This is a genomic window from Pseudoxanthomonas sp. USHLN014 (genome assembly GCF_037153335.1).
GTDB classification, from domain to species: Bacteria; Pseudomonadota; Gammaproteobacteria; order Xanthomonadales; family Xanthomonadaceae; genus Pseudoxanthomonas_A; species Pseudoxanthomonas_A winnipegensis.
The window spans coordinates 393518-419986 of sequence record NZ_JBBCKO010000002.1; the positions used below are offsets into that span (position 1 = coordinate 393518).

The following is a 26469-nucleotide window of genomic DNA, read 5'->3' on the forward strand; positions in this document are numbered from 1 at the left end:
GCTGCGCCGCGCCAGCCGGCGGCGCGATCCTGCGGCACCATGCGCTTCCCCAACGTGCGCCGGGAGCGCCATGTTCCGTCCCCTGTTCCTGCTGGCGTGCACGACGCTGTGCGCCGGCGCCGCGCTCGCCCAGCAGCCGCCGGCGCGCACCTGGGCCAATCCGGTCGACCTGGACTATCGCTACAACTTCGAGCAGCTCAACGAAGGCATCAGCTACCGCACCGGCGCGGACCCGGCGATCGTGCGCCATGGCGACGCCTGGTACCTGTTCCTGACCATCGCCGACGGCTACTGGCGCTCCACCGATCTGCTGCACTGGACCTTCGTCCGGCCCAGCCGCTGGCCGTTCGAGGCCCTGGTCGCGCCTGCGGCCGTGTCCGACGGGCAGCGCCTGGTGCTGATGCAGTCGGCCTTCGCCCCGCGCGCCGTGCTGCAGAGCACCGATCCGGCCAGCGGCCAGCTGGACTTCCTCACCCGCCTGCTGCCCGAACTGCCCGATGCGGTGAAGGAGAACTGGGACAGCCAGGTGCCGCCGGGCATGATCCCGTCCGGCCCCTGGGACCCGGATCTGTTCATCGACGACGACGGCCAGTGGTATCTGTACTGGGGCAGCTCGGACGTGTATCCGCTCTACGGCATCGCGCTGGACCGCACCGCGCGCGGCCTGGCCTATCGCGGCCATCCCCAGGCCCTGCTGGCACTCGACCCGGCGCGGCACGGCTGGGAGCGCTTCGGCCAGGACCATCGCGGCGCGGTCTTCCCCGACGGCCGGCCGGTGGGCAACTACCTGGAAGGCGCGTGGATGACCAAGCACGCCGGGCGCTACTACCTGCAGTACGCCGCACCAGGCACCGAACACAACAGCTACGCGACCGGCACCTATGTGGGCGATGCGCCGCTGGGGCCGTTCACCTACGCGGCCTACAACCCGGTCGCCTACAAGCCGGGCGGCTTCGTCCAGGGCGCCGGACACGGCTCGACCTTCCAGGACGCGCACGGCAACTGGTTCAACAGCGGCACGCCGTGGATCGGGGCGAACTGGACCTTCGAGCGGCGCATCGCCCTGTTCCCGGCCGGCTTCTACCCCGACGGCCAGATGCGCGTGTCCACGCGCTTCGGCGACTTCCCGCACTGGATGCCGGACGGCCCGGTCGATGATCCCGAGGCGCTGTTCACCGGCTGGATGCTGCTGTCCTACCGCAAGCGGGCCACGGCCTCGTCCGACGACGGCACCCATCGCGCGGCCAATGTCACCGACGAGGATCCGCGCACGTTCTGGGTGGCCGCCTCGGCCGACGCCGGCCAGACGCTGAGCGTGGACCTGGGCGGCGAGCGCACGGTGCGCGCGGTGCAGGTCGACTTCGCCGACTTCCAGTCCGGGGTGTTCGGCGACGGGCCGCAGGTGTACACCAGCTTCCGGCTGCAGCACTCGTACGATGGCCGGCACTGGGCGTCGCTGGCCGAGGTCGGCGACGACCCGGCCACGCGCCGCGACCGCCCCAACGCCTACCTGCCGCTGCCCGAGCCGGTGCGCACGCGCTACATCCGCTACGTGCACGGCCATGTCGGCGCGCAGCACCTGGCGATCAGCGACCTGCGCGTGTTCGGCAACGCCGACGGCCCCGCCCCGCCCGCGCCCACCGGCCTACGCGCCACGCGCGAGACCGATCGCCGCAACGCGACCGTCCGCTGGAACCCCGTCCCCGGCGCGGTCGGCTACAACGTGCGCTGGGGCCTGCGCGCCGACCGGCTGACCCTGACCTACCAGGTCTTCGCCGACCGCGGCACCACGCTGGAACTGCGCGCATTGAACACCGACCCTGGCTATGTGGTGTCGGTGGAAGCCTTCGACGAACGCGGCGTCTCGCCGCTGGCCGCGCCGGTCGCGCTGCCGTAGCCGCGGCGCGCGGGCAAAAAAAAGGCCGGGGGGAACCGGCCAGAAGGAGAACGCCACCGGCCCTGCGTGCGACTTGCTCAGGGTCGCGCCCATGGTCCTTGCGAGCGGCGTTCCTTGCCGTTGCGAGGGCTGCTGCCGGGGCGGATCGAGCATCGCCCGTCTCGCCTGGCGCAGGCCGTCGGGCGATATCCCGATACGGCGTAGGAAAAGTCCGAATGCGCGCAGGACTGCACACCCGGTCACGACCTTCGCCCCGGATCACAGGACCTGGCCGCTCGGTGGGAGCCACTGTCTCCTCAAATCCCGCAGTGGCCTGTCTGTAGAGCGGAGCTTGTGGCAATCCCCTCTTGGGGACTCCGCTGGGGCCTTCCCCACGAACCGAACGAAACGCAGCGGAGCAAGCTCCGCTCTACAGGGGGGGAGCGGAGAGCTGCGATGGCGCGCCTCAGGCGGCCGACGACCAGCGGCCCGGCATGCCGCCCGACTGCGGGATGGCGCGGCGCGCGCCGGCGCCGCCGCGCATGCAGCTCCAGCGCGGGCGGCCGCAGCCGACCAGGATGGTATCGGTGGCGATCTCGAAGGCCTCGGTCTGGGCGACGCTGAAGTTGCGCGTCAGGTCTTCGTAGACCTCGGCGAACGCGCTCCACCAGTCCTGCCCTTCGGGCGCCTGCTCGGTGTGCGTGGCCACGTACTCGGCCACCAGATCGATGGCCTGGCGCACTTCCTGGTCGCTCACGCCCCGGCGGAAGATGCGCTCCTCGATGTCGCGGGCCGCGGCCGACAGAGGCTGTTGTCTTACTGCGTTCATGCGATGCGCTGCCTGGCGGCGGGTCAAAACCGGGCGGCATGGTGGGCACAGCGATGTTTACGAGGGGTGTAGGCCAGATGCCATCCGCGTTGCAGGCCGCGCAGGCCTTGTCGCTACTGCGTTTGCCACTGAACAAGCGGTTGGGAATGTGATCGCCGGGCCGCGCCGGACGCCTTCGCTGGCGCAGTCAAGCCGCACTGCGGCAAGCACTTGCGCGATGAGCCCGGATGAGGGTCAGGCCCGCGCGGCGTGCGCGCGCTTGACCTGATACATGGCCACGTCGGCTTCGCGCATCAGCGCCGCGATGTCGTAATGCGGCCCGTACTGCACCGACACGCCGATGCTCGGCGTCACCTGCAGCGCGTGCGCGTTGGCCAGCAGCGGCGTGCGCATGGCGTACTCCAGCTTGCGCACCACGGCCTCCGGGTCCGAACCATCGTGCACGTGGTGCAGCAGCACCACGAATTCATCGCCGGCCAGGCGGGCGACGAAGTCCTCCGGGCGCAGCGTCTGGCGCAGGCGCTCGCCGAAGCCGCACAACACCGCATCGCCGGTCTCGTGGCCATAGGTGTCGTTGATCGGCTTGAAGCCGTCCAGGTCGATGAACAGCACCGCCAGCGGCTCGCCGGTGGTGCGCGCACGGGCCAGGGCGATGTCCAGCTCGACCATCCAGGCCAGGCGGTTGGGCAGGCCGGTGAGCGGGTCGGTCAGCGCGCGCTCCTGCAGCATGCGCGAGAGCCGGGTCTGGGCGGTGACGTCGTGCACGGTCAGCAGGAAGCCAGCGCGGCGCGCATCGCCGGGCGCCCGCGGGGTCGCGTCCGGCACGTAGATGGCGTGCATGTGGCGCAGCTCGCCGTGGCGGTCGACCACGTCCAGGTCGAACTCGGCCGTCTGCCCGGCCAGTGCGACATCGGCGTGCGGCAGGAGGCTGGCGAAGTGCTCGGGGGCGAGCACCTCGGCCATGTGCCGGCCGATGACATCGCCGGGCGGCCGCCCCAGCCAGTGCGCGTAATGGCTGTTGACGAACTCGTAGCGCAGATCCTGGCCCACCCGCGCCACCAGCGCCGGTACGTTGTCGGTGATGGTGCGCAGGCGCTGCTCGCTTTCGCGCAGCGCGGATTCGGCCTGACGCTGCTGGGTGAAATCCTGGATCTGCGAGACCAGGTGCAGCGGCGCGCCGTGCGCGTCGCGGATCAGCGACACCGACAGGTGGGCGTGGAGCAGGTGGCCGTCCCGGTGGAAGTAACGCTTGTCCAGCTGGTAGCTGGTGCGCTCGCCACGCAGTAGTTCGTCCAGCAGGTCCAGATCGACATCCAGGTCCTGCGGATGGGTCAGCCGCTGGAAATCCAGCCGCATCAGCTCATCGCGCGTGTAGCCGAAGATCGCGCACACCGCGTCGTTGACGTCCAGCCACCGGCCTTCCAGCGACACCAGCGCCATGCCCTGCGCAGCGGCGGAGAACGCCTCGCGGAAGCGCTGGCCTTCCACCAGCGCCGCCTCCTGCGAGGCGCGCAGCCGGGTGATGTCGTGCATCACCACCACCGCGCCCAGCAGCGAGCCGTCCGGCGCGCGCAGCGGGTCGCCGTTGCACAGCACCGAGCGCGAGGGCTGGCCGGCGGCCAGGATCACGATCTCGGCCTCCTGCACGTGTTCGCCCGACAGCGCGCGCACCAGCGGGATCTGGTCGGTGCTCAGCGGCGTCCTGCCGTCGGCCTGGAACAGGTCGAAATGCCGGGCCCACTGCGCCTGCGGCACCTTGGCCGGGTCCAGGCCGTGCCAGGCGCGCGCCTGGCGATTGAACTGGCCCAGCTGGCCCTGCGCGTCGCAGGTGACCACCGCATCGGGCATGGACTCGAGCAGGCGTTCGAGGGTCTGCTCGCGCGCCTCGGCGTGGTGCAGCACGCTGCGTGTCTCCAGCGCGCCGGTGGTGCGCGTGGCCAGCCGCAGCAGGCCCTCGCGCTGGGCCTCGGTGAGCTGGCGCGGCACCGTGTCGATGACGCACAGCGCGCCATAGACATGGCCGCCGCTGCCCACCAGCGGCGCGCCGGCGTAGAAGCGCATGTGCGGCTCGCCCAGCACCAGCGGGTTGTCCACGAAGCGCGCATCGGCGCTCAGGTCGGACACTTCCAGCAGCCCGCCGTGCTCCAGCGCGTGCGCGCACAGCGCCATGTGCCGGGGCGTCTGCGGCAGGCCCAGGCCGACGCGCGCCTTGAACCACTGCCGCTCCTCGTCGACCAGGCTGACCAGCGCGATCGGCGTCTGGCACAGGCAGGCGGCGAGCCAGGTCAGATCGTCGAACATCGGCTCGGCCGGGGTGTCCAGCACCTGCAGCGCGCGCAAGGCGGCCAGTCGATCGGGTTCGTGCGGGGGCGTCGGCTTGGCGGGATCGGCGGGTGCGGACATGCGAACGTCTCGTGGAAGACCGTCCGGCACGGCGCCGGCCTCGAGGAATTATCGGGCCAGCGCGCCCGGTTCGGAACACAGCCCGCTGCAGCCTGCCTGCAGCGGCGGCATGCCGTGGTGAGCGCGGGCGGACCTGCCTGAACGTCCGTACAGGCAGGCCGGGCGCGGCCCCGCATCGCTCGTACGGCGGACCCCGCGCTGGCAGGGCCTGGGCGCCCAAGGCGATGTGCTGTTGCAGCATCGGCAACGGACTTTGTCGCACAGCGGGCTGTCTGCACGGCGCGGGGCTGTTTAGGCTGGCCGCTGGATTCTCACCTTAAGGCCCTGCCGCCATGACCAACGCCTTCCTCGACGCGCACAAGACGCGTCGCACCCAGTACGCCCTCGGCAAGTCGCTGCCCGTCTCGCGCGAAGAGATCACCGCGCTGATCCAGGAAGCGGTCAAGCACGCGCCGTCCTCGTTCAACTCGCAGAGCTCGCGCGTGGTCATCCTCTACGGCGCGCAGAGCGACAAGTTCTGGGACCTGGTGCGCCAGGAGCTGAAGAAGATCGTGCCGGCCGATGCGTTCGATGCGACCGAGAAGAAGCTGACCAGCTTCGCGGCCGGCGCCGGCACCATCCTGTTCTACGAGGACCAGGACGTGATCAAGGGCCTGCAGGAGCAGTTCGCCCTGTACGCCGACAACTTCCCGGTGTGGTCCGAGCAGTCCAGCGGCATGGCCCAGCTGGCGGTGTGGACCGCGCTGGCCACCGTCGGCGTGGGCGCCAGCCTGCAGCACTACAACCCGCTGCCCGACGCCGCCGCGGCGGCCGAGTGGAACCTGCCGGCCAGCTGGAAGCTGCGCGCGCAGATGCCGTTCGGCTCGCACGAGGCCGAGATCGGCGGCAAGGACTTCATCGACGACGCCCAGCGTTTCCGCGTCTTCGGCTGAGCCCGCACGCCCGGCCGGCCCCGGTCGACGCGATCCAACACCGCGCCCCCGCAGGACACCTGCGGGGGCGCGGTCGTTTGCGCCGACGCTGCTTGAGCCCTTGCCGGCATCGGCAAGGCAACGGATAGTGACGCAGCTCTAACTTCTGCGTCAGGCGAACGCCATGACACTTGCGCCGCTGCTGCTGGGTCTCGTGCTGCTGCTCGTCGTTGGCGTGTGGTGGGCGGCACGACGTCGTCGACCCGGCAAGACCCTCGCCGTGGTCGCGGCCACGCCGGCGGCCGAGCAGGCGCCGCCGCCTTCGACCCCGGCGGAGGTTCCGCGTCTGCATCCGCTGATGCGCAGGCTGTATGCGGCGACCATGCACCGGCCGGACCTGGCCGACGCGACCCAGCCCATCGAGGGCCTGCAGGCGCAGGTGCTGCACCAGGCCGACTCGATCCTGGACTGCCTGGACCTGCAGCCGCAGTACATGCCGCGCCGCCCCAACCTGCTGCCGCAGCTGATGCGCGCGGTCAACGATCCGGCCGCCGACGGCCGCGCGATCGCCGCGATCATCGCCCAGGACCCGGCCCTGGCGACCAGCCTGCTGCGCATCGCCAACAGCGCGCTGTACCGCGCCGCCGGCGCGCCGCCGGTGGACACGCTGGAACGCGGCGTGGCGCTGATCGGCACCGACGGCATCCGCCGCATCGCCGCGACCGCCCTGATGCAGCCGGTGCTGAGCCTGGAGGGCGGCATGTTCGCCCAGCTCCCCGCCGCGATCTGGGGCTACGCCCTGCACGCGGCCACCGCCGCGGCCGACCACGCCGCGCGCCATGGACGCGGAGAAGACGCGCTGTCCGCGCAGCTGCTGGGCCTGCTGCAGGGCCTGGGCGCGGTGGTGGTGCTGCGCGTGCTGCAGGAGACCTACGCCCGCCATGAAGGCGCCGCGCCGGAGCTCGCGGTGGCCGCGACCCTGCTGGACCGCCATACCATCGCCACCGCCCGCACCGTCACCGCCGGCTGGGACCTGCCGCTGCCGATGGCCGAGGCGCTGATGGAGCAGCGCCCGCAACGCGATGGCCAGGCCCCGGCCACGCCGCTGGGCATCGCCCTGCGCTACGGCCGCCTGGCCGCCGCGCTGGCCGCGCTGGCGCGCCTGGACCAGCTGCCCGACGCCGACGCCCTGGCCCAGCTGGCCGCGCTCGAACCCGACGCCCAGGCCAACGCGCGCCTGTGGACGCGCCTGCGCGCCGAAACCCCGACCGACTGAAGGCCTCGGCTCAGAACGAGACCTGCGCGCGCACGCCGACCGTATTGCCCGAGTCCGGGCCCTGGTAGCTGCCGACCTTGTTGTCGGTGCGCCAGTGCACGACGTTGAGCATCAGCCGCGCGAAGCTGGTCAGATACCAGTTGACGCCGAAGGTGAAGGCCTCGCCCTCGCCACCGCGCGCGGCGTCGGTGAAGTCGTAGTCGTCGTAGCGCGCCAGCACCTCGAACGCGCCCCAGCCGCCCTCGGTCACCGGACGCAGCACCTTGGTGGTGGTCCACACGCCCGAACGCGAGGAGAAGCCGGGCTTCTCGCCGGTCAGCAGCCAGCCGGCGTAATAGCTGCTGGCCTTCTGCTCGCGCGAGGCCTCGGTGGAAGAATTGATGGTGCGCACCGTGGTCTCGGCGAAGGCCCAGCCGCTGCGCCAGGTACCGCCCAGCTCCGCGCCCCAGGCGTGGTCGTCGGTCACCCCGCCGATCGAACTGGCGGAGATGGCGACCTGACCGTTCCAGCCCAGCGCCACGCGCGAGGTCTTGTTGATGCTGGTGATGTCCTTGCCCAGGTCCTCGTACCAGTACCAGCCGCCCACATGCAGGAAGCCGGCGCTGGTCTTGATCGGATTCCAGTGCGCGCGCGCGGTGTAGGCGATGGTGTCGCTGGCGCTGCTGTCGCCGCCGATGTCGTCGCCGGTCACCGCCAGGCTGGCGTGCCAGTTGCTGCCGTAGAGCTTGGTCGTCACGCCCAGGCCGAAGAAGCCGCTCTGCATGCCGCCCACCGAGCCGACCGCGTTGCGCTCCATGAAGGGCGTGGTGGTGCCGCCGGTGGCGCCGTCGATGCTGCGGTCCTTGAGCTTGCTGCCCACGTAGACCTCGGCCGGCAGCCCGCCCAGCTTGGTGTCCCAGGACAGGTAGACGTCCTTCATGGCCACTTCGTTGCCGGCGAAGTCGGCCTCGATCTTGTAGCCCAGCGGACCTGCCTCGCCCTCGGCGCCGAGGCGGCCGCTGGCCAGGTCGGTGCCGGTGACGTTGCGCGCATCGAAGCGCGAGCCGTGCGTGCTGGTGAAGTCCATCAGCACGCGTCCACGCGGATGGAAGGTGAAGCGGCCATCGGCGCTCTTGAACTCCGGACCGCCGTCGCTCCAGCTGACGTTGCCGTCGCTCTTGGCGCCGCCACCGGCGACCGCCATCTGCGCGACCTGGGCCTTGAGGATCGCCAGCTCGTCGTCGCTGCGCGTGTCGGCCACCGCCGCGGCGACCTGGGCCTGGGTGGGATCGGCCGACGTGCCGGCCACCGCCGCGCCCGGCTTGCCGCCTTCCAGCGCCGACAGGCGTGCGTTCATCGCGCTGAGCTGTTGCTGCTGCTGCGCGATCTGCTGCGCCTGCAGCTCGATCATCTTGCGCAGCTGCGCCTCGGTGGCGCTGTCGGCCAGCGCCGGGGCGCTGAGCGCGGACAAGGCGCTGGCGATCGCCGCGGCCAGCGCGGCGTGTCGGACGTGCTTCATGGTGAGGATTCCCCGTAGAGGTGCGGCCCGCGGGCCGCGGGTGTCATTCGCCGTCGGCGGCGCCGGACGCGGCAGGATCGGCGCCGGACGCGCCGGCCGCCTGCATGAAGCCATGCATGCGCGCCCAGGTGGCGAACAGGCGCGGCCACTGCGCCGGTTCGGTGCCTGGCTTGCCCAGCCCCCAGCTGTGGCCGCCGCGTTCGAAGATGTGCAGTTCCACCGGCACCTTGGCCTTCAGCGCGGTCTGGTACATCAGCAGGCTGTGGCCGACATCGACGATGGGGTCGTCCACCGCCTGGGCCAGGAACACCGGCGGCATGTCGGCGCGCACGTGGTCCTCGACCGAATACGCGGTGCGGTAGTCGGCCTGGGTGGATAGCTCGCGCGCGCTGCGGGTCTTGTCCAGCGGCGGCTTCATCGACACCACCGGATACAGCATGCCTAAGAAGGCCGGACGCGCGGACAGCGCATCGGCCGCGTCCACGCGCGGATAGAAATCGTAGTCCCAGCGCGTGGCGATGATGCCGCTCAGGTTGGCACCGGCCGAGGAGCCGATGATGCCGATCCTGTCCGCATCGAAGCCCCACTGCGCCGCATGCTGGCGCATCAGCCGCATCGCCCGCTGCGCATCCTGGAAGGGCGCTTCGGCCTTCCATCCATCGGCCGGCAGCCGGTAGTACAGCACCGCACTGGTCACGCCGATCGAGGCCAGCCACTGCGCCATCGGCCGTGCCGCGGTGCCGACCTGGATGCGGAAGTAACCGCCACCGCCCACGATCAGCGCCGCGGTGCCGTTGGGACGCGCGGCGCGATAGATCTCGATGCGCGGGTTGGAGACCTGGCTCACCGAACCGGTGGCGCTGCCCTGCTTGCCGATCTTCTCCGGGCCCTTGACCACCTGCGGCAGGCTGCCTTCGGGCCAGAGCGCCAGGGTCTGTGTCGCCGTCTCGCCGGTCTGCGCCCATGCCGGCATCGTCGCCAGCAGCAGGCAGGCCATGCACCCGCGCATCGCATGCATCAATCGTCGCATCGTCCACCCCTCCCAAGGCTGTCGTGCCCTGCGCGCCTGACATCGAAGACAGACGCGAAGAGCCGGTGCGGAGTTATAGACCAGCGCGACGACGCGGCAGATAGCCCATTGGAGCTAATGCCTTGGTGCTAGCGGTGTCCCGGGCGACCGGTCCTGGCCACACGACGCACTGTCGCCAGCTGTAGGGTCGAGGTCGTCGGCGCGCCAGGAGCGGGCGTCATGGAGGCCTTGCGATACAGCGAAATCGTGCGCCGATAGGACAGCTTCAACGTCCTGGATATCGGGATCCGTCGTGCCGCGCTTCCTGCCTCGCCCACGAGTGCTGAGTACCGGCGACGGTCTGCCGTGGCCGCAACCGCTGGTGACAGCTCGTACGAACAGTGCGCTTCTTCGCATGCTTCTCACCCGCATAACTCCCGCTTGAACCCACGCGTTAAATCCGTCTGCGGCAAACGTGAAGGTTTGGATGCGCTTCAGATGCAAAGCCTCCTACTGGTTTGCGTCGCACACGGCGCATCCGCGCCAGCGACGGTTCTGAAACCGGCGATCCATGTGGACATCACCACGCTCGCCCCAGTCGAAAGGTCATTTGTATGAAGAAAATTTTCCTCCCCGCGGCCATCAGCGCAGCCCTCATCGCCCCGTCCGCGTTTGCGCAAACCGGCGGCGATACCTATCGCCCGGACCTGCAGGTCGGCCAGGGCAACTGGTTCGTCTCGGGCAGCGTCGGCCGCACCGACGGAGGCACCGCGGGTCGCTTCGGCAGCGGCGACTTCAACGTGTTCGAAGGCCGCCATGGCCGCCGCACCGGCTATGACGGCAGCGTGGGCTACCGCTGGAAGGTCGGCCCGCAGTGGGGCCTCGGCGTGGAAGGCGGTTACGCCGACCTCGGCAACCTCAAGGTCTCCAACGCGTTCAACAGCGATGAGGTCAACCAGCGCGACAGCGAGAACGCCCTGCGCGGCTGGCATGTGGGCGGCAACGCACGCTTCAACGTGACCCCGCAGTGGTACATCGGCGCGCGCGGCGGCTACTTCCGCGCCTCGGACAACAACATCAACTACTACAACTCCGTCGGCCAGAACCTGGGCCTGAAGAGCGGCGGCGACAGCGGTCGCAACAGCTACTACGCCGGCATCGGTACCGGCTGGAACGCCACGCAGAACTTCAGCGTCGGCCTGCACTACGATTACTTCCGGGCCAAGGCCGGCGAGGTGCGCGACCCGGCCACCGGCATCCGCTTCGATGGTCCCAAGCGCTCGACTGCCCTGCTGGGCCTGACGGCGGAGTACGCGTTCTAGGCCCGTTCCGCAGCGCATGAACCACCCCATCGCGGGCGTCGAAGCCGCCTGCGATGGGGCTTACTGATCAATACTCTTCGATAAGTGCCTGCTGGGCTTGGGCGTGACCAGCGCAGCACGGTGCAACCTCGCACGCGCGCAGCAGCCGCTGGTGGGAGCGCCAAGGACGATCGCATCGGGTCGCCGACATCGGGATTCTTCCGCAGCCCCTGGCCACGGCGCCAATGACCTTGTTCTTGGCTCCGGCGGCGAGCTCGGGTTAGCGCTTGGGGCGCACCGCTTTCAGCCGTCGGTCGAGACGGTCAGCGCTTCCCACTGCGCCAGCTCGGCCTCCAGCGCCTTCAACTTCTCGCGCACCAGCCGCAGGGCGTCGCTGCCCAGCAGCAGATGCGCGGGCGGCGCCGGCGCATCGATGACCGCCAGCATGGCGCGCGCGGCCTTGCGCGGGTCGCCCAGCTGCTTGCCGCTGACTTCCTGGCGGCGCTGGCGGATGGGATCGAACAGCGCGTCGTAGTCGCCGATGCTGCGCGGCGTGCGCACCATCGAGCGTCCGGCCCAGTCGGTGCGGAACGAACCCGGCGCCACCGAGGTCACGCGGATGCCCAGGTCGGCCACCTCCTTGCCCAGCACCTCGCCGATACCCTCCAGCGCGAACTTGCTGCCGCAGTAGTAGGCGATGCCCGGCAGGGTGATGAAGCCGCCCATCGAGGTGATGTTGAGGATGTGGCCGGCGCGTCGCGCGCGCATGTGCGGCAGGACCGCCTGGATCATCGCCACGGCGCCGAACACGTTGACCTCGAACTGCCGGCGCAGCTCCTCCAGCGGCGATTCCTCCAGCACGCCTTCGTGGCCGTAGCCGGCGTTGTTGACCAGCACATCGATCGCGCCTAGCTCGGCCTCGATGCCCTCGACGACCGGCGCAATCGCCACGGTGTCGGTGACGTCCAGCACGCGGGCGACGGCGCGGCCCGGCGCCAGGGCTTCGAACGCTTCGACGGCCTGCACGCTGCGCACCGTGCCGACCACGCGATGCCCGGCGGCCAGCGCCTCCTGGGCGAGCGCGCGGCCGAAGCCGCTGCTGACGCCGGTGATGAGCAGGTGTTTGGAGGTGGACATGGACGGACTCCGGTTGTGCGAGAGGAGTGCACAATAGAAATCAGCACTCCTCCTTCGAAGGCCGATCCGCCTCCAATCCTTGCCTATTCCTATGAACGACCCTCCATCACCGTCGGATGCGACCGGCGCCGGGCTGCTGCCGCTGGCGCCGCTGGTGCAGGCGCTAGCACCGCGCGAGGGCTATACGCTGACCGCGCTGGAGAGCGTGCGCCTGCTGCGCTCGGACCGGCCGCTGGCGCGCACGCCGGTGCTGTACGACCCCGGCATCGTCATCGTCTGCCAGGGCCGCAAGCGCGGCTACTTCGGCCGGCGCACCTATGTCTACGACGCGCACCAGTACCTGGCCGTCTCGGTGCCGGTGCCCTTCACCATGGAGACCGACGCCACCGCGCAGGCGCCGCTGCTGGCGCTGTACCTGCACCTGGACTTCCCGCTCGCCGCCGAGCTGATGCTGGAGATCGACCGCCACGGCGGCCCGCCCCGCACCGCCGCGCCGCAGAGCCTGCTGTCCAGCCCGATCGATCCGCCGCTGCACCAGGCCGTGCAGCGCCTGCTGCTGGCGCTGGCCACGCCGATGGAGGCGGCCATCCTCGGCCCGCAGCAGCTGCGCGAGCTGTACTACCGGCTCCTCACCGGACCGCAGGGCCCCACGCTGCGCGCGGCGCTGGCGATGCAGGGCCACTTCGGCCGGATCGGCAAGGCGTTGCGCCGCCTGCATGCGGCCTACGCGCAGCCGCTGACCGTCGCGCAGCTGGCCGAGGAAGCCGGCATGAGCGCACCGTCGTTCCACAGCCACTTCAAGGCCGTCACCTGCACCTCGCCCATGCAGTACCTCAAGTCCACGCGCCTGCACCAGGCGCGGCTGCTGATGGTGCGCGAAGGCATGACCGCCGCCGCGGCCTGCCATGCGGTCGGCTACGAGAGCCCCTCGCAGTTCAACCGCGAGTTCAAGCGCCTGTTCGGCCTGACCCCCGCGCGCGAGGTGCGGCGCATGCGCGACAGCTTCGCCGTGCCGCCGAAGCAGGCGGTGGCGGAGTATGTTTCGTCGCACTAGCAGCGCCGCGATAACCCCGTCCACCTTCCGATACCACTTCCGCCCGCCGTGACCACCACGACCACCCTCTACCGCCCCGTCGGACCTGAAGAGCTGGAACTGCTCAGGCAGTCCGACTTCACCCGTTGGCCGCCGCGCTTGCCGGAACAGCCGATCTTCTATCCGGTCACGAACGCGGAATACGCCGCGGAAATCGCCAGCAAGTGGAACGTCGCGGACAGCGGCTATGGCGCGGTGACCCGGTTCCAGGTCCATTCCCATTTCATGGATCGCTACCAGATCCAGAAGGTGGGCGGCGCCCGTCACACCGAATGGTGGGTGCCGGCCGAGGAACTCGAAGCACTGAACGACCATATCGTCGGCAAGATCGAGGTGATCCAGGAATTCGGCAGCAAGTAGTTGCCGCGCCGTCCTGCGATCAGTTCGGCGCCTGCGCGTCGCCATGCTGCACGGCTCTGCGCATCTGCTCCTCCGTCAACGGCGGCGGGCGGGCGATGGCAGGATGCTCGTAGGGGCGCATGCCGGTGACTTGCTTGATGCCTTTCCAGGTATGCCGCAGGCCCTGATTGATGCCGTAGATCACATAGCCGCCGTAGCGCGGATCGAGCGCCATCTGCTCGGGGCTGATGCCGGGGTCGTAGACCTTGTCGAAAGTGTTGGGCTCGACGGTGACGGGATTCTTGAAGGTGTAGAGATCCAGCACCTCCTCGTCCGGGCGAAGGGCCTGAACGCGATCGAGGGTGGTGACGGCGGTGGGCGGCGTTGTGGGTGGCGCCGGCGCGGGCGATGCCTGTTGGGCGAAGGCCGGAGTCGTGCCGATGCCTGGCGCCAGCACGGCGTAGGCGAACAGCCGCGCACACCGGGGCGCCCTCACGCGCTCACCTGCTCACATCGTTGGCCGAAGCGCCGTCCGCACAGCCCTGTCCGTCCTCGCCGCAGGCGCGGGCGGCGCGGTCCATCTGTTCCAGGCTCAGCGGCGGTGGGCGCGCGGTCGGAGGGTGGACCTGGCCCTTGACGCCGGGGATCGCCTGCAGGCCCTTGGCGGCGGCGCCGACCAGCTTGGAGAGGCCGTAGGCCACATAGCCGCCGCTCTCGGAGATGTCCTTGACCGACGGCGGCGGCTGATAGGCCTTGGAGAAGGGATTCGGATCGACCTGGATCGGATTGCGGAAGCGATAGAGATCGAGCACCTCGCCTTCCTCCGGCGGCAGCGCCTTGACCTCGCCCAGGGTGGGCACGTCGCTGCCGGCGCTCAGGCCGGGCGGCGGCGCGGCCGTGTCCTGCGTGTCTTGCGTGGCCTGGGCGCCGGCGGAGCGGTCGTCGGGCGCCTGCTGCGCATTGGCCAGCGGCGCGCAGGCCAGCAAGGCCAGCCAGAGGCTGCGGACGATGGCGATCCTGCTCAGAGTGCTGCTCCTTGACGGATGTCGTGCGGCGAAGGCGCCCATGCACCGCAGGCCAGACTCTACCGCCATCGCCCGGGGCCGCGGGTTGGTTTTCCGTTGCGCGGCCGGCGAGCACGCCCGCCGCGCGCAGGGGCGGTTCAGGCCTGGGGATCGACTTCGGTATCGCCAAGCGCATGGCGCACATAGAGCTGCTTGACCAGCACGTACAGCACCACCGTCATCGGCGCGGCCAGGACCACGCCCATCGGCCCGAACAGCGCGCCGATGCCGAACAGCGAGAACAGCAGCAGCGCCGGCGGCAGGTCCACCGCGCGCGCCTGGATCAGGGGCTGCAGCACATGGCCTTCGAGCTGCTGCAGCACCACGAACAGCGCCAGCGTGCCCAGCGCCACCTCCGGCGAGACGGTGAAACCGAGCAGGATGGCCGGGATCGCCGCCAGCACCGGGCCGACGATGGGAATGAAATCCAGCAGCGCGGTCAGCAGGCCGATGCCCAGCGCCACCGGCACGCCCAGCGCCCACAGGCCCAGGCCGGTCAGCGTGCCGATCACCGCCATGGCCAGCAGCTGGCCGCCCAGCCAGGCGCGCAGGGCCTTGCCGCTGCTGCTCAGGGCCTCGTCGGCGACCGGGCGCTGGTCCAGCGGCAGCAGGCGCAGCACGCCGCGGCGGTAGAGGTCCGGCTGCGCGGCCAGGTAGAGCCCGCCGACCACCATCAGCACCGCGTCGGTCACCCCGCGCCCGGCCGACATGACGAAGGCGCCGGCGTGCGCGGCCAGGGTCGAGGCGCCCTGGCGCAGCTGCTCGGGCAGGCGCTCCAGCTGCGGGCCCAGCGGGCTGGCCTGCAGCCAGGCGTGGAACTTGTTCCAGGCCGCCGGCAGGGTCTCGCGGAAGGTGTCGATCTGCCCGGCCACCTCGGTGCCGAACAGGGTGAAGATCCCGGCCAGCACCACCACCAGCACGGTGACCACCAGGCCCAGCGCGGCCCAGTCGGGTACCCGGACCCAGCGCCGCACCAGCAGGGTCAGCCCGTGCAGCAGCACGGCCACCACCACCGCGCCGAACATGATCAGCAGCAGCTCGGACAGCTGCCAGGCCAGCAGCGCCAGCGCGCCGATCGCCAGCACGACCAGCACGCGCGCCGCGAAGGGCCGCAGCGGGGAAGAAGGCACAGGGGTGGCGGTCATCCAGGACATCCAGGTAGGCAAGTGCGCAGACAGTAGCCGCAACCCGGGTCGAAACGAAGCGAAGGCGCCCGCGCCGGTCTCGCCGGCTGAGACGCCGCCGTGCTCCCCTGCCTCGCCCTGACCGCCCGGGCCCTCGCATGACCTACTCCCTCGCCCCCCGCACCGAAGCCAGCGAACGCGCCCTGGCGACCACCCAGGGGCAGCCCTCGCGCGACGGCGCGGTGCTGGGCGCGCGCCTGGCCCAGCGCTATGCCGACCGCATCACCGGGCGCTTCACCCTGCCCGGGCGCGAAGGCCGCTACGCGCCGATCCCGGACGATGTGCCGCGCGCGCTGGCCGACGCCCTGCGCGCGCGCGGCATCGAGCAGCTGTACGCGCACCAGGCGCAGGCCTGGGCCGCCGCGCAGCGCGGCGAGCACATCGCCGTGGTCACGCCCACCGCCAGCGGCAAGTCGCTGTGCTACACGCTGCCGGTGGTGAGCGCGGCGATGCGCGGCAAGGCCAAGGCGCTGTACCTGTTCCCGACCAAGGCGCTGGCGCAGGACCAGGTGGCCGAGCTGCTGGACCTCAACCGCGCCGGCGAGCTGGGGGTCAAGGCCTTCACCTTCGACGGCGACACGCCGGGCGATGCGCGTCAGGCCATCCGCCTGCATGGCGACATCGTGGTGTCCAACCCGGACATGCTGCACCAGGCGATCCTGCCGCATCACACCAAGTGGGCGCAGTTCTTCGAGAACCTGGCCTTCGTGGTGATCGACGAGATCCACACCTACCGCGGCGTGTTCGGCAGCCACGTCACCAACGTGCTGCGGCGGCTGAAGCGCATCTGCGCCTTCTACGGCGCCAACCCGCAGTTCATCCTGTGCTCGGCCACCATCGGCAACCCGCAGGCGCATGCCGAAAGCCTGATCGAGGACCGCGTGCATGCCATCACCGAATCCGGCGCACCGACCGGGGACAAGCATGTGCTGCTGTGGAACCCGCCGGTGGTCAACGCCGACCTGGGCCTGCGCGCCTCGGCGCGTTCGCAGTCCAACCGCATCGCGCGCATCGCGATCAAGTCGGGGCTGAAGACGCTGGTGTTCGCGCAGAGCCGGCTGATGGTCGAGGTGCTGACCAAATACCTGAAGGACATCTTCGACCACGACCCGCGCAAGGCGCCGCGCATCCGCGCCTATCGCGGCGGCTACCTGCCGACCGAACGGCGCGAGGCCGAGCGCGCGATGCGCGACGGCCGCATCGACGGCATCGTCTCGACCTCCGCGCTGGAGCTGGGCGTGGATATCGGCAGCCTGGACGTGGTGGTGCTCAACGGCTATCCGGGCAGCGTGGCGGCGACCTGGCAGCGCTTCGGCCGCGCCGGCCGCCGCCAGCGCGCCAGCCTGGGCGTGCTGGTGGCCAGCTCGCAGCCGCTGGACCAGTACGTGGTGCGGCACCCGGAGTTCTTCGCCGACGCGCCGCCCGAACACGCGCGCACCGCGCCGGACCAGCCGCTGATCCTGTTCGACCATATCCGCTGCGCGGCGTTCGAGCTGCCGTTCAATGCGGGCGAGGCCTTCGGCCCCATCGACCCGCTGGTCTACCTGCAGGCCATGGCCGAGAGCGAGGTCGTGCACCAGGAAGGCGAGCGCTGGGAGTGGATCGCCGACAGCTACCCGGCCAACGCGGTCAGCCTGCGCTCGGTGGCCGACGGCAACTTCGTGGTGGTCGACAAGACCAACGGCAAGCAGACCATCATCGCCGAGGTCGACTACTCGGCCGCCGCGCTGACCCTGTACGAGGGTGCGATCCACATGGTCCAGTCCACGCCCTACCAGGTCGAGCATCTGGACTGGGAAGGACGCAAGGCCTTCGTCACCCGCACGCACGTGGACTACTACACCGACAGCATCGACTACACCAAGCTCAAGGTGCTGGAGCGCTTCGACGGCGGCCCGGCCGGGCGCGGCGACGCGCACCACGGCGAGGTGCACGTGGTGCGGCGCGTGAGCGGCTACAAGAAGATCCGCTACTACACCCACGAGAACATCGGCTACGGCCCGGTCAACCTGCCCGACCAGGAGCTGCACACCACCGCGCTGTGGTGGCAGCTCCCGCAGGCCACGCTCGGCAAGGCCTTCGCCTCCAAGCAGGACGCGCTGGACGGCTTCCTCGGTGCCGCCTACGCGCTGCACGTGGTCGCCACGGTGGCGGTGATGGCCGACGCGCGCGATCTGCAGAAGGCGGTGGGCAATGGCGATGGCGCGTGGTTCGCGCTGGCCGACCAGACCGGCCGCGGCCAGCTGCGCGGCGCCGATGGCGCCGAAGGCGTGGTGGAACTGGAGCAGGCCTTCGTGCCCACCGTCTACCTGTACGACAACTTCCCCGGCGGGGTGGGCTTGAGCGAGCCGCTGTGGCAGCGTCAGGCCGAACTGGTGCAGCGCGCCGGCGAGCTCGTGCAGCGCTGCGACTGCAGCGCCGGCTGCCCCGCCTGCGTCGGCCCGGTCCTGGCCGCGCACGAGGACGGCAAGGGCGCCTCGCCCAAGACCCTGGCGCTGAAGGTGCTGGCGCTGCTGTCGGACCTGGAAGCGCATGCACGGCGCGAAGCGTCCTTCGACGGCGAAGCGGTGTTCGCGCCGATCAACCCCGCGCTGCAGATGCTGGATGAAGACCGTCCGGCCCGGGAGGCGCGGTCGTGAGCATGAGCCTGGAGCGCCTGCGCGCGCTGCGCAGGCAGGCCGGCGATCCGACGGTCCGGCAGGCGCCTGCGGCGCCGAGCGCCGCCGCGTCTGCTGCTGCGGAAACGGCGCAGGACAACGTTGCCCAACCTTCTCAATCGTTTCCCGCAATCCCGAACTCCGCTTCGCAGCGCGAAAGACAGGGCGCCCTCACTACCTCCGACCGCGCCGATCCCGCTTCTGCCCCCTCCCTTTGCGAAGCAAGGGGAGGGCTGGGGAGGGGTCAAGCTTTTGATCTTGATCCAAAGTCCAAACGCCCGATGCGCCTGGGGACACCCTCGACACCCGCCGCCAACGACACCCAGCCACCGCGCAGCCTGGACGCCCTGCGCCGGCTGATCGCCACCCGCGAACGCAAACCCGGCACGACGCCGGTACCGGCACGCAAGCCGGCCTCACTGGACCGCAGCCTGCCCGGGCGCGAACTCTCGCCCGGCCTGCACCTGATCGAGGCCTTCCTGCCGCAACCCATTCCCCGCGCGGCCCTGTCGCTGGCCTTCGCCAAGCGCCACGAAGACGCGGTGCATCCGCGCGACCTGCTGTTCTTCGATACCGAGACCACCGGCCTGGCCGGCGGCACCGGCACCCGCGCCTTCATGATCGGCGCGGCGGACTGGCATGTGGACGCCCACGGCGGCGAAGGCCTGCGCGTGCGCCAGCTGATGATCTCCACCATGGCGGCCGAAGCGCCGATGCTGCGCGCCTTCGCCAGCTGGCTGTCGCCGACCACGGTGCTGTCCAGCTACAACGGCCGCTGCTACGACGCGCCGCTGCTGAAGACGCGCTACCGCCTGGCGCGGATGGCCGAGCCCCTGTCCGCGCTCGACCATGTCGACCTGCTGTTCCCCACCCGCCGCCGCTATCGCGGCACCTGGGAGAACTGCCGCCTCGCCACCATCGAGCGCCAGCTGCTGCGCATCGTGCGCCAGGACGACCTGCCCGGCGCCGAGGCGCCGGCCGCGTGGCTGTCGTTCCTGCGCGGCGGCAGCGCCGGCAACCTGCGCCGCGTCGCCGAGCACAACCACCAGGACGTGGTCACGCTGGCCCAGCTGTTCCAGCGGCTGGTGCAGGCCGAAGCCGACGATCGCGAGGTGCTGTCGTTCGAAGAGGCGCCGTAGCGCGCGACGCGCTCAGCGGCCGAGGGCGCCCATCGACTCGTGCTGCTGCGGGGCCTGCCGCGCCTGCGCGGCCGCCTGCTGCTGCAGGGTTCGGCTCTGCTCGGCCTGGCTGAAGGACTGTTCGACCGGCGCCTGCACCGCCTCCTGCGTGGACACGGACGTGCGCAGATGCGCCGGATCGGCCGGATTGCCCTGCACGGCGAACACGCGTTCGCCGGCGCGCGACTGTGCGCCCTCGATGCTCAGATGCACGCCATCGACCCGGGTCATGCCCGACTCGACCGCCTTGGCGTAGAGGCTGGCGCTCATGCGCTCGCTGGCGGCATCCGGCGTGCGGCCCAGGCTCGCATCCAGCCGGGCCACATGCCCCTGGATCTGCTGGAACATCGGATCCAGCCGCAGATCCGCACGGCCCGGCAGCGGCACGGAGACCGGCTCGACCTCGCCACCGACCTGCCCATTGCGCGCCTCGCGCCCATGGCCCAGCACATCGGCCACACCGTGGACGACGTTGCGCGGCAGGGCCAGGCCCTGATGCACCAGATGGATGTCGTTGCGGTACTTGTCGATCATCGGCCGATACTCGGCGTAACGCGCCGCGTCCTCGGCGTTGATGATCGAGCCGCCGCCTTCGGGATTGGTCGGCAGGAAGTTGCTGCTGTAGTGCGCGGCGACGCCGACACCGAGCGCCACGCCGAACGGATTGCGCAGATCGGTCAGCACGCGATGGTCGTTGGCATAGCCGTGGCCCTTGAGCGCGGCGATGTCCTGCTCGGTCGCATAGGTGCGGACTTCACCGTAATGGCGGCTGGCGGCGCTCACGAAGTCGGTCGCGCGCACGTGATTGACGACGTCCTGGCCGCCTTCCGGGATGTGTCGGGTCAGCCCCGCGGCGCCGTATGCATCGAAGGTCTCGCCCTTGAGGCCGTACTCGTACGCGGTGATCTGGGCGAGCGTTCCGCCGAGGGAGTGGCCGGTGACGGTCAATGGAGCCGCGCGTTTGTCCTGGCCAAAATCGGCTGCACGCTCCATTGCATAGGCGGTGAACTTCTTGGCGTCCTCGGCCTGACCGTTAACGCCCAGCAGCACCATGCCGCCGTCAGCCACAATGCCGTCCTTGACGAGTTCACGGTCGAACTCAGTGCCTCTGTGAGCGAGAACCAGTTCACCCGAGTCGACCCTCTGGTAGATCGTGCCCTGATAACCGCTCCGGCTTGAGGTCTGATCGATGATGCGGAACTGCACGCCATCGACCGTGATCCCGTTTTCCCATTCCTCGCGGGGATAGGTTTTGTAGGCATCCGCTGCAAGCGCCGCGTACTCGTCCGTTGAGATCGCCATGCCTCGCTACTCCTTTGCGAGCGTGAAATCGATGAAGAACAGTTGGTCTCTCACCGAATCCTTGAACTTGGACGGATCCAGCTCGCTGGGAACCGTCATGCGGGGGAATGCGCCTTTGGGATAGCGGCCATCCCAGAAATACGTCCTGATGCGCGCGCCGTCCTTGAGGTCGTCGTGAAAAATGTGATGCGAGAACTCCGCATCCTCATCGTTGTCGTGGGCGCGGAGCTTGAACTGCACGGTCACCAGCGACCAATGGCAGACACCGAGTCCGTAGTAGTCCTCGTCCTTCAGGAGCCCGTCGTAGATCGTGCCGCGATAGGTGCCGTCGGCCTGCTTCGCCAGCTCGACGGGCACCCACTCCAGCAGGCTGGCGCGAGTGCCGGCCATGCCGCCGAGATCGGGACGACAGGCGGGGTCCAGGACCTCGTACTGCATGGCCGCCTCGACCACCTCGAACGGCCCCGGCGCATCCTTGATGGCCACGGTGACCTCGTACGCCGTGGGATGCGGATTGCGGTGGATGACCGGCTTCGGGGGCTGGTTGTCCTTGACGTCCACATGGGTGCGCGGGACTTGGCTTTGCATGGGCGTGGATCCACAGGCGGTGGCGACGAGCGCCAGAAGAAGGCCGGGCGCGATGACCGATGCGGATTTCATGGGCAGCGTCCTTGGCGGGAGGGAGATCGGCCTGCTCCGAGCAGGCAGGCCGATCTAAGCGCACTTCGGTGACGACTTCAACTTGCGCCGGGCAGCCTGCCTGTGGGCATCGCATTCGAGGCTCGACCGCTGACGCCGCGCGTACGGGTCGCGACGCGGACGCGTTCAGCGCCGCCTGGCGCCTGCGTCCAGCACCAGATGCGGCACGCCGTCGGAGGTCTTCTGCGGCGAGCGCCCGTGCGCATCGACCGTGGCGCGCACCAGGCTGCGCAGGTTGGAGAAACTGGCGAACCGCACCGTATCCACCGGCGCATCGAGCCGGATCTCGATCCGGAACAAGTCACCGACTGCAGACAAGCTCACGACGCGGCCGGTGAAAGGCTGCCCCAGGTAGCGCCCATGCACCCGCGCGTTCAAGTCCAGGGCGGGCAGCCCTTGCTGCCGCGCCAGGCGCGCATGCAAGGTGTTCCAGTCCTTCGCGCCGTGCTGGGCGGCGATCGCCTCCAGCGCCTGGGCATGACGGATTGCCGTCCCCTGCGCCTGCAGCGCCATGCGCAATGCCTTGGCTTGGCGTTTGGCTTCGACGAGGGTCAGGGTCATGGCGTCCCCTCGCGGGTCGCATCGCCAACCGGACCTCGCCCACGGCGCAGACGCCAGACGACAAACACGGCGCACAGCAGCATCGCGTCCGCCAACGGAAACGCCCACCACAGCGCGCGGCTGCCCCACGACGCGACGCAGATCAGGACAAGTGCCGGCGTGAGCACCCAGGGCTTGAGCAGCGTGAGCAGCGCCGCCTCGCGCGCCCTGCCCGCCGCCTGGACGGACAGCGCCAATACCAGCAGCGGCCCGGAGCAGACGTAGAACAGCAGCTGTGCGTGCAGGATCCTGGCGACGTCGTGGGCGACCTCGCGCGAGGGGGTGAACCACCACCCCAGCTCGGCACCGCCGGCCAGCAGCACGACCGCCACGCACAGGCACCAGAGCGCGGCGGCGACCATGCCCAGACGCACGCACGCCGTGGCGCGCTGCGGGAGGCCCGCGCCCAGGTGACGGCCCACGATCGTCTGCACCGCCAGCGCCATGGCCATCTGCACCAGGAAGGCCAACCCCATCAGGCGGGTCACGATGCCATAGGCCGCCAGCGTCGTCTCGCGATCCGGCGCCGTGCGCAGCGCCAGGATCACCGTCGCCGACACCACGACGGTGCCCAGCAGCCCCAGGCTGACCGGCAAGCCCAGCAGCAGGATGCTGCGCCAGGCCTGGGCGGGAATCGCGCCGGGTCGCGGGGGCGTCGGCAACCCCCGCACCGCGCGCCGGCGTGCAGCGACCAACAGGACCAACCCCACGGCCTGCGCCAGCAGCGTGCCGAGCGCGGAACCGGCCACGCCCAGGCCGCACCCTGCAATCAGCACCGCGTTGGCCGCGATGTTGACCAGGTTCATCACGACCGAAATCCGCGCGACCAGGGCGGCGCCGCCCTCGGTGCGCGAGGCGTCGGCGTAGACGCCGAGCAGCAGCTGCAAGGGCGCGGCCAGCGCGATGACGCGCAGGTAGTCGTGACTCAGCTGTGCCGCCCGCGAGCCGCCGCCTGCCAACGCCGCCGCAAGCGGCCTGCCGCACGTCAGGAACAGCGCCATCAGTCCGAAGCCGATGACCAGGGCCAAGGCCCGCGCCGCGCGCAGGTCATCGAACGCTGCGGCGTGTTGCCCGGCACCCAGGTGGCGGGCCATGCGGCTGGACAGACCACCGCCCACCAGCGCGGACAGCGCCGTGGTCAGCATGACCAGGGGAAAGAGCGCGCTGACGGCCGCCAGTGCGTCGGGGCCGACAAAGCGCCCGACGAAGACGCCATCGACCGCATTGAGCAGGCCGCCCAGCGACAACACGATCGCCATCGGCAGGGCGTTGGAAACGAATAGACGGCCAACCGGCGCCGTCAGGAACGGCTGCGCCGCTCCGGCTTGCTGGGCGTGTCGGGACGACATCGCTCACTCCTCATCCGAGGCATTTCGATGGGGGTGGGGCGCTTGCGTTGCCCACCTGCGAAATGCTTCGAGGGTGAGGGTTCACTGCTTCGGGGCTTCACCGTGACATGGCGTCAGCAAGCGGCCGGTGCCCGAGACCGGCGCGCATCTTACCCGACAAGCCGGCACCGCTGTCGCGGCGAAGCGGATGGAAGCCGCTGCGGGACGCTGGTTCATGCCCGAGGGCTGACGAGGACGGCCCCTGAGCGTGCCGCTCAGGGAGATCGCTCCAAGCTTCGATTCGCGACGCGTTCCGTAGCCGCTGCTCGCCTCACCGACGGGATGACGGCCTGCAGCATGTCTGCTTCGCTCTCACCGTCGCCGTGGCCCAGCGAGTGCCGAGACCGGCCGCGGTGCCGCGATTCGAAGAACCCGGAAAGCATTCGGCACCCGCATCATGCGGGTGCCGAAGCCTCGTTCACGACCCGCCCGCTTCTCGCACCAAGCACTCAGCCGTCGATGGGCTGGGCGAGGCCGCGCTGGAGGGTCTGGTTGATGATGAGCTCCGCCTCGCGTTGCGCACGTGCGCTGGCGGCGGCCTGCTGTTTGCCCAGCACGGCCTGCTGCTGGCCCAGCGCCTCCTGCTGGCGGGACAGCTCGGCCATCTCGCGTTGCATGGCCGGGTCTTCCATTTCCGCGCGGGCCTTCTCGGTGGCGCGGTGGGCGTCCTCGATGGCCTTGCGTGCGGCGGCGCTGTCGCCGCCGGCCACGCTTAGCTGCGCCTCGCGCACAGCGAGATCACCCAGGCGACTGCCGATCTCGCCCATGCGCCCGCCGATGCTGCCCTGCCGTTCGCCCAGCGCGCCCTGCTGCTCGCCGAGCTTGCCCTGGGCCTCGCCAATGCGAGAGGTCTCGGCATACACCGCCTTGAAGCGCGACAGGGTGGCCGCGTCGCGGATCACGTAGCTCTTGCCGGCGCGACGCACGAACAGCACGCCCTTGCCGTCGTCCAGCGCGCGCGCCCGGCGCAGATCTTCGGAGGACCCGCTCATCGTGCTCTCATTGCCCTGCACCAGCACGTAGGCGTCGCGGCTGGCGTCATGCGACTGGTGGAACAGGCCCCGGGTGCTGAACGGCGTGGCCGGCGGCTTGGGAGGGGCCGGCGGCGCAGGAACCGCGTCTGCAGGCGGCGCGGGCGGCGGCGGCGGCGGCGGAGCGGGAGGCGCCAGCAGGGCACGCATCCCGGCCGCCCGGGCCGCAGGCGCCGCGGGCGCGGCGGCGGCGGCCGGTTGCGCGGCGGCAGCGGGCTTGGCTTCGGCTACCGGCGTCTGCGGGGCCGGCGCGGCCGCCACCAGCCGCAGCGGAGTGACGCCGGCCACCGCAACACCGGCCAGGATCAGGGCCGCGCCGATGCGCGGGAAGGAGTGTGTGTTCTGCAGCATGAGCAGTCTCCGTTTGAGGCTGAGGAAGGACGGCGATGCACTGGCCAGGCCCGCGCCCGGTCTCGGCGCGACGCCGAGGCGGACCAGCAGGCGGCCGTAATCGCCGCGACAGTGACGGTTGCCCGCGATCACCGCGGCATCGACGGCGGCCTCGCGGGCCACGCCGTATTCGCGCACCGCGTAATGCACCAGCGGATGGAAGAAGGCCACGTGCTGGGCCAGCGCGGGCAGCAGGCCCCACCACAGGTCGCGGCGACGCAGGTGGACCAGCTCGTGGGTGAGGGCCATGTCCAGGTCGTCGTCGCCGATGCGGGCGGCTTCGGGCGTGGGCAGCAGCAGCACCGGGCGCCGCACGCCGACCAGCTGCGGCGAGCTGATCTGGCGCGACAGCCGCAGCGGCGGTGCGGTGCGCAGGCCGTGGGCCTCGGCCGCCAGGCGCAGGGCGCCGGACAGCACCGCGTCGTCGCAGGGATGCGAGGCGCGCACCAGCGCGCGGCTCGCGCGCCAGGCCAGCGCCGTGCGCAGGCCCATCACGACGATCCCGGCCAGCCACAGCGCCAGCAGCACCGTCTGCCAGGCCGGCAGCGCCCACAGCGGCGCGAGGGTGGGCGCCGAAGCGAGCGGCGCGACTGGCGCGAGAACGAGCGGCGCGGTCGCTTCGGTCGCAGGCATGAGGACGGCCGATGCGCGCGCGGCGGTCGGCAGCCACGGCAGCTCCAGCGGCGCGGCGACCAGGCCGATCACCGCCTGCAGCGCCACCGTCCACCACAGCCAGCATTGCGTGGACGCCGGCAGGCGCGGCAGCGCGCGGCACAGCGCCCACACCAGCGCGACCAGCAGCGCGGTCTGCACGCTGGTCGTGGCCAGGCGCGTGATCAGTTCCGAGGCGAAGGCGTCCATGCTCAGCCCTCCTTGCGCTGCGACTGCAGCTTGGCGACCAGCGCCTCGAGTTCGGCCAGCTCATCGTCGCTGACCTCGCTGCGCTGGGACATCCACGCCACGAACGGCGAGACCGAGCCCTGCAGCGTCTTCTCCACGAAGCTCTGTACCGCGCCCTGGACCACCGCGTCCTGGCCGGCCGTGGCGGCGTAGCGGTACACGCCATCGACCTGCTTGCGGCGCAGGTAGGCCTTGGTGCGCAGGCGCTCCATCATGGTCAGCACGGTCGAGCGCGCCAGCCCGCGCGCCTCGCCGAAGCCGGCGGCCACCTCGCCCACCGTCGCCTCGCCCTGCTCGCCGATGTACTGGAGCAGCGCCAGCTCCTGGTCCCCGATGCTCTTGCGGCGCATGGCCGTCTCCGGTTGCCTACACTTGTAGTCAACCTAGCGGTGCCGACAACTGTA

At 70.5% G+C, this 26469-nt stretch carries 21 protein-coding genes and 1 pseudogene; 8 read left to right on the forward strand and 14 right to left on the reverse strand.

Going from position 1 to position 26469, the window contains the following annotated elements; translation table 11 throughout:
* Nucleotides 1–70 precede the first annotated feature (70 nt).
* Complete coding sequence (locus WFQ05_RS05680) at nt 71–1897, forward strand: family 43 glycosylhydrolase (protein ID WP_337053028.1); 1827 nt, start codon at nt 71–73, stop codon at nt 1895–1897.
* Between the two features lie 445 nt (nt 1898–2342).
* On the opposite strand, the gene WFQ05_RS05685 is transcribed toward WFQ05_RS05680, so the two are convergent.
* Both WFQ05_RS05685 and WFQ05_RS05690 read right to left on the reverse strand, forming a co-directional pair.
* On the reverse strand, nt 2343–2705 hold the full coding sequence (locus tag WFQ05_RS05685) for a hypothetical protein (RefSeq protein WP_130514630.1): 363 nt from the start codon (nt 2703–2705) through the stop codon (nt 2343–2345).
* A gap of 234 nt (nt 2706–2939) precedes the next feature.
* Nucleotides 2940–5108, reverse strand: coding sequence for a diguanylate cyclase (locus tag WFQ05_RS05690; protein ID WP_337053029.1), 2169 nt, complete (start codon nt 5106–5108; stop codon nt 2940–2942).
* Nucleotides 5109–5440: 332 nt separating this feature from the next.
* On the opposite strand from WFQ05_RS05690, the gene WFQ05_RS05695 reads away from it, so the two are divergent.
* The gene (locus WFQ05_RS05695; protein ID WP_337053031.1) at nt 5441–6040 is read left to right on the forward strand and encodes a nitroreductase family protein; all 600 of its coding nucleotides are present in this window, start codon (nt 5441–5443) and stop codon (nt 6038–6040) included.
* A 163-nt stretch (nt 6041–6203) separates the two neighbouring features.
* A complete protein-coding gene (locus tag WFQ05_RS05700; protein WP_337053032.1) occupies nt 6204–7295 on the forward strand; it encodes an HDOD domain-containing protein in 1092 nt (363 codons plus the stop codon).
* A 10-nt stretch (nt 7296–7305) separates the two neighbouring features.
* On the opposite strand, the gene WFQ05_RS05705 is transcribed toward WFQ05_RS05700, so the two are convergent.
* Both WFQ05_RS05705 and WFQ05_RS05710 read right to left on the reverse strand, forming a co-directional pair.
* Nucleotides 7306–8793: a porin gene (locus WFQ05_RS05705; protein WP_337053033.1), complete on the reverse strand. Its 1488-nt coding sequence runs from the start codon at nt 8791–8793 to the stop codon at nt 7306–7308.
* Nucleotides 8794–8836: 43 nt separating this feature from the next.
* A complete protein-coding gene (locus WFQ05_RS05710) occupies nt 8837–9790 on the reverse strand; it encodes an alpha/beta hydrolase (RefSeq protein WP_337053034.1) in 954 nt (317 codons plus the stop codon).
* Between the two features lie 626 nt (nt 9791–10416).
* Between WFQ05_RS05710 and WFQ05_RS05715 the strand changes: the two genes are divergently transcribed.
* Nucleotides 10417–11124, forward strand: a complete 708-nt coding sequence (locus WFQ05_RS05715; protein WP_337053035.1) for a hypothetical protein — start codon at nt 10417–10419, stop codon at nt 11122–11124.
* A gap of 282 nt (nt 11125–11406) precedes the next feature.
* On the opposite strand, the gene WFQ05_RS05720 is transcribed toward WFQ05_RS05715, so the two are convergent.
* The gene (locus WFQ05_RS05720; protein WP_337053036.1) at nt 11407–12240 is read right to left on the reverse strand and encodes an oxidoreductase; all 834 of its coding nucleotides are present in this window, start codon (nt 12238–12240) and stop codon (nt 11407–11409) included.
* Nucleotides 12241–12331: 91 nt separating this feature from the next.
* Here WFQ05_RS05720 and WFQ05_RS05725 point away from each other — a divergent pair, with 91 nt between their 5' ends.
* Both WFQ05_RS05725 and WFQ05_RS05730 read left to right on the forward strand, forming a co-directional pair.
* Nucleotides 12332–13294, forward strand: a complete 963-nt coding sequence (locus WFQ05_RS05725) for an AraC family transcriptional regulator (protein ID WP_337053037.1) — start codon at nt 12332–12334, stop codon at nt 13292–13294.
* A 48-nt stretch (nt 13295–13342) separates the two neighbouring features.
* On the forward strand, nt 13343–13693 hold the full coding sequence (locus tag WFQ05_RS05730) for a hypothetical protein (RefSeq protein WP_337053038.1): 351 nt from the start codon (nt 13343–13345) through the stop codon (nt 13691–13693).
* Nucleotides 13694–13712: 19 nt separating this feature from the next.
* Here WFQ05_RS05730 and WFQ05_RS05735 read toward each other — a convergent pair whose 3' ends face one another.
* The 3 genes from WFQ05_RS05735 to WFQ05_RS05745 all read right to left on the reverse strand — a co-directional run bounded on the left by WFQ05_RS05735 (nt 13713) and on the right by WFQ05_RS05745 (nt 15818).
* Nucleotides 13713–14168 carry a hypothetical protein gene (locus WFQ05_RS05735; protein WP_337053039.1) on the reverse strand — a complete coding sequence of 152 codons (456 nt, stop codon included), beginning with the start codon at nt 14166–14168 and terminating at the stop codon, nt 13713–13715.
* 4 nt (nt 14169–14172) lie between these two features.
* Nucleotides 14173–14739, reverse strand: a complete 567-nt coding sequence (locus tag WFQ05_RS05740; protein WP_337053040.1) for a hypothetical protein — start codon at nt 14737–14739, stop codon at nt 14173–14175.
* A gap of 95 nt (nt 14740–14834) precedes the next feature.
* Nucleotides 14835–15818, reverse strand: coding sequence for an AI-2E family transporter (locus WFQ05_RS05745; RefSeq protein ID WP_337053257.1), 984 nt, complete (start codon nt 15816–15818; stop codon nt 14835–14837).
* Between the two features lie 200 nt (nt 15819–16018).
* Between WFQ05_RS05745 and WFQ05_RS05750 the strand changes: the two genes are divergently transcribed.
* Both WFQ05_RS05750 and WFQ05_RS05755 read left to right on the forward strand, forming a co-directional pair.
* The gene (locus tag WFQ05_RS05750; protein ID WP_337053041.1) at nt 16019–18559 is read left to right on the forward strand and encodes a DEAD/DEAH box helicase; all 2541 of its coding nucleotides are present in this window, start codon (nt 16019–16021) and stop codon (nt 18557–18559) included.
* A gap of 2 nt (nt 18560–18561) precedes the next feature.
* Nucleotides 18562–19716, forward strand: a pseudogene (locus WFQ05_RS05755) (ribonuclease H-like domain-containing protein); the annotation flags it as partial.
* A 12-nt stretch (nt 19717–19728) separates the two neighbouring features.
* Here WFQ05_RS05755 and WFQ05_RS05760 read toward each other — a convergent pair.
* The 6 genes from WFQ05_RS05760 to WFQ05_RS05785 form a co-directional block, all read right to left on the reverse strand.
* On the reverse strand, nt 19729–21057 hold the full coding sequence (locus WFQ05_RS05760; protein ID WP_337053042.1) for an XVIPCD domain-containing protein: 1329 nt from the start codon (nt 21055–21057) through the stop codon (nt 19729–19731).
* 6 nt (nt 21058–21063) lie between these two features.
* The gene (locus WFQ05_RS05765) at nt 21064–21717 is read right to left on the reverse strand and encodes a hypothetical protein (protein ID WP_337053043.1); all 654 of its coding nucleotides are present in this window, start codon (nt 21715–21717) and stop codon (nt 21064–21066) included.
* 165 nt (nt 21718–21882) lie between these two features.
* Entirely contained in the window at nt 21883–22317 is a 435-nt protein-coding gene (locus WFQ05_RS05770; RefSeq protein WP_337053044.1) for a glyoxalase superfamily protein, read from the reverse strand.
* A complete protein-coding gene (locus WFQ05_RS05775) occupies nt 22314–23705 on the reverse strand; it encodes an MATE family efflux transporter (RefSeq protein ID WP_337053045.1) in 1392 nt (463 codons plus the stop codon). The genes WFQ05_RS05770 and WFQ05_RS05775 overlap by 4 nt, the downstream gene beginning before the upstream one ends.
* Before the next feature lie 488 nt (nt 23706–24193).
* A complete protein-coding gene (locus WFQ05_RS05780) occupies nt 24194–26026 on the reverse strand; it encodes a M56 family metallopeptidase (protein WP_337053046.1) in 1833 nt (610 codons plus the stop codon).
* A 2-nt stretch (nt 26027–26028) separates the two neighbouring features.
* Nucleotides 26029–26415, reverse strand: a complete 387-nt coding sequence (locus WFQ05_RS05785; protein ID WP_130514591.1) for a BlaI/MecI/CopY family transcriptional regulator — start codon at nt 26413–26415, stop codon at nt 26029–26031.
* Nucleotides 26416–26469: the final 54 nt, after the last annotated feature.

Coding starts and splice junctions, on each gene's coding strand:
- WFQ05_RS05705 (WP_337053033.1), bottom strand. CDS start 8,793: ATGAAGCACGTCCGACACGCCGCGCTGGCCGCGGCGATCGCCAGCGCC.
- WFQ05_RS05785 (WP_130514591.1), bottom strand. CDS start 26,415: ATGCGCCGCAAGAGCATCGGGGACCAGGAGCTGGCGCTGCTCCAGTAC.
- WFQ05_RS05710 (WP_337053034.1), bottom strand. CDS start 9,790: ATGGCCTGCCTGCTGCTGGCGACGATGCCGGCATGGGCGCAGACCGGC.
- WFQ05_RS05775 (WP_337053045.1), bottom strand. CDS start 23,705: ATGTCGTCCCGACACGCCCAGCAAGCCGGAGCGGCGCAGCCGTTCCTG.
- WFQ05_RS05760 (WP_337053042.1), bottom strand. CDS start 21,057: ATGGCGATCTCAACGGACGAGTACGCGGCGCTTGCAGCGGATGCCTAC.
- WFQ05_RS05740 (WP_337053040.1), bottom strand. CDS start 14,739: ATGGGCGCCTTCGCCGCACGACATCCGTCAAGGAGCAGCACTCTGAGC.
- WFQ05_RS05695 (WP_337053031.1), top strand. CDS start 5,441: ATGACCAACGCCTTCCTCGACGCGCACAAGACGCGTCGCACCCAGTAC.
- WFQ05_RS05750 (WP_337053041.1), top strand. CDS start 16,019: ATGACCTACTCCCTCGCCCCCCGCACCGAAGCCAGCGAACGCGCCCTG.
- WFQ05_RS05770 (WP_337053044.1), bottom strand. CDS start 22,317: ATGACCCTGACCCTCGTCGAAGCCAAACGCCAAGCCAAGGCATTGCGC.
- WFQ05_RS05765 (WP_337053043.1), bottom strand. CDS start 21,717: ATGAAATCCGCATCGGTCATCGCGCCCGGCCTTCTTCTGGCGCTCGTC.
- WFQ05_RS05715 (WP_337053035.1), top strand. CDS start 10,417: ATGAAGAAAATTTTCCTCCCCGCGGCCATCAGCGCAGCCCTCATCGCC.
- WFQ05_RS05690 (WP_337053029.1), bottom strand. CDS start 5,108: ATGTCCGCACCCGCCGATCCCGCCAAGCCGACGCCCCCGCACGAACCC.
- WFQ05_RS05780 (WP_337053046.1), bottom strand. CDS start 26,026: ATGGACGCCTTCGCCTCGGAACTGATCACGCGCCTGGCCACGACCAGC.
- WFQ05_RS05720 (WP_337053036.1), bottom strand. CDS start 12,240: ATGTCCACCTCCAAACACCTGCTCATCACCGGCGTCAGCAGCGGCTTC.
- WFQ05_RS05685 (WP_130514630.1), bottom strand. CDS start 2,705: ATGAACGCAGTAAGACAACAGCCTCTGTCGGCCGCGGCCCGCGACATC.
- WFQ05_RS05700 (WP_337053032.1), top strand. CDS start 6,204: ATGACACTTGCGCCGCTGCTGCTGGGTCTCGTGCTGCTGCTCGTCGTT.
- WFQ05_RS05725 (WP_337053037.1), top strand. CDS start 12,332: ATGAACGACCCTCCATCACCGTCGGATGCGACCGGCGCCGGGCTGCTG.
- WFQ05_RS05680 (WP_337053028.1), top strand. CDS start 71: ATGTTCCGTCCCCTGTTCCTGCTGGCGTGCACGACGCTGTGCGCCGGC.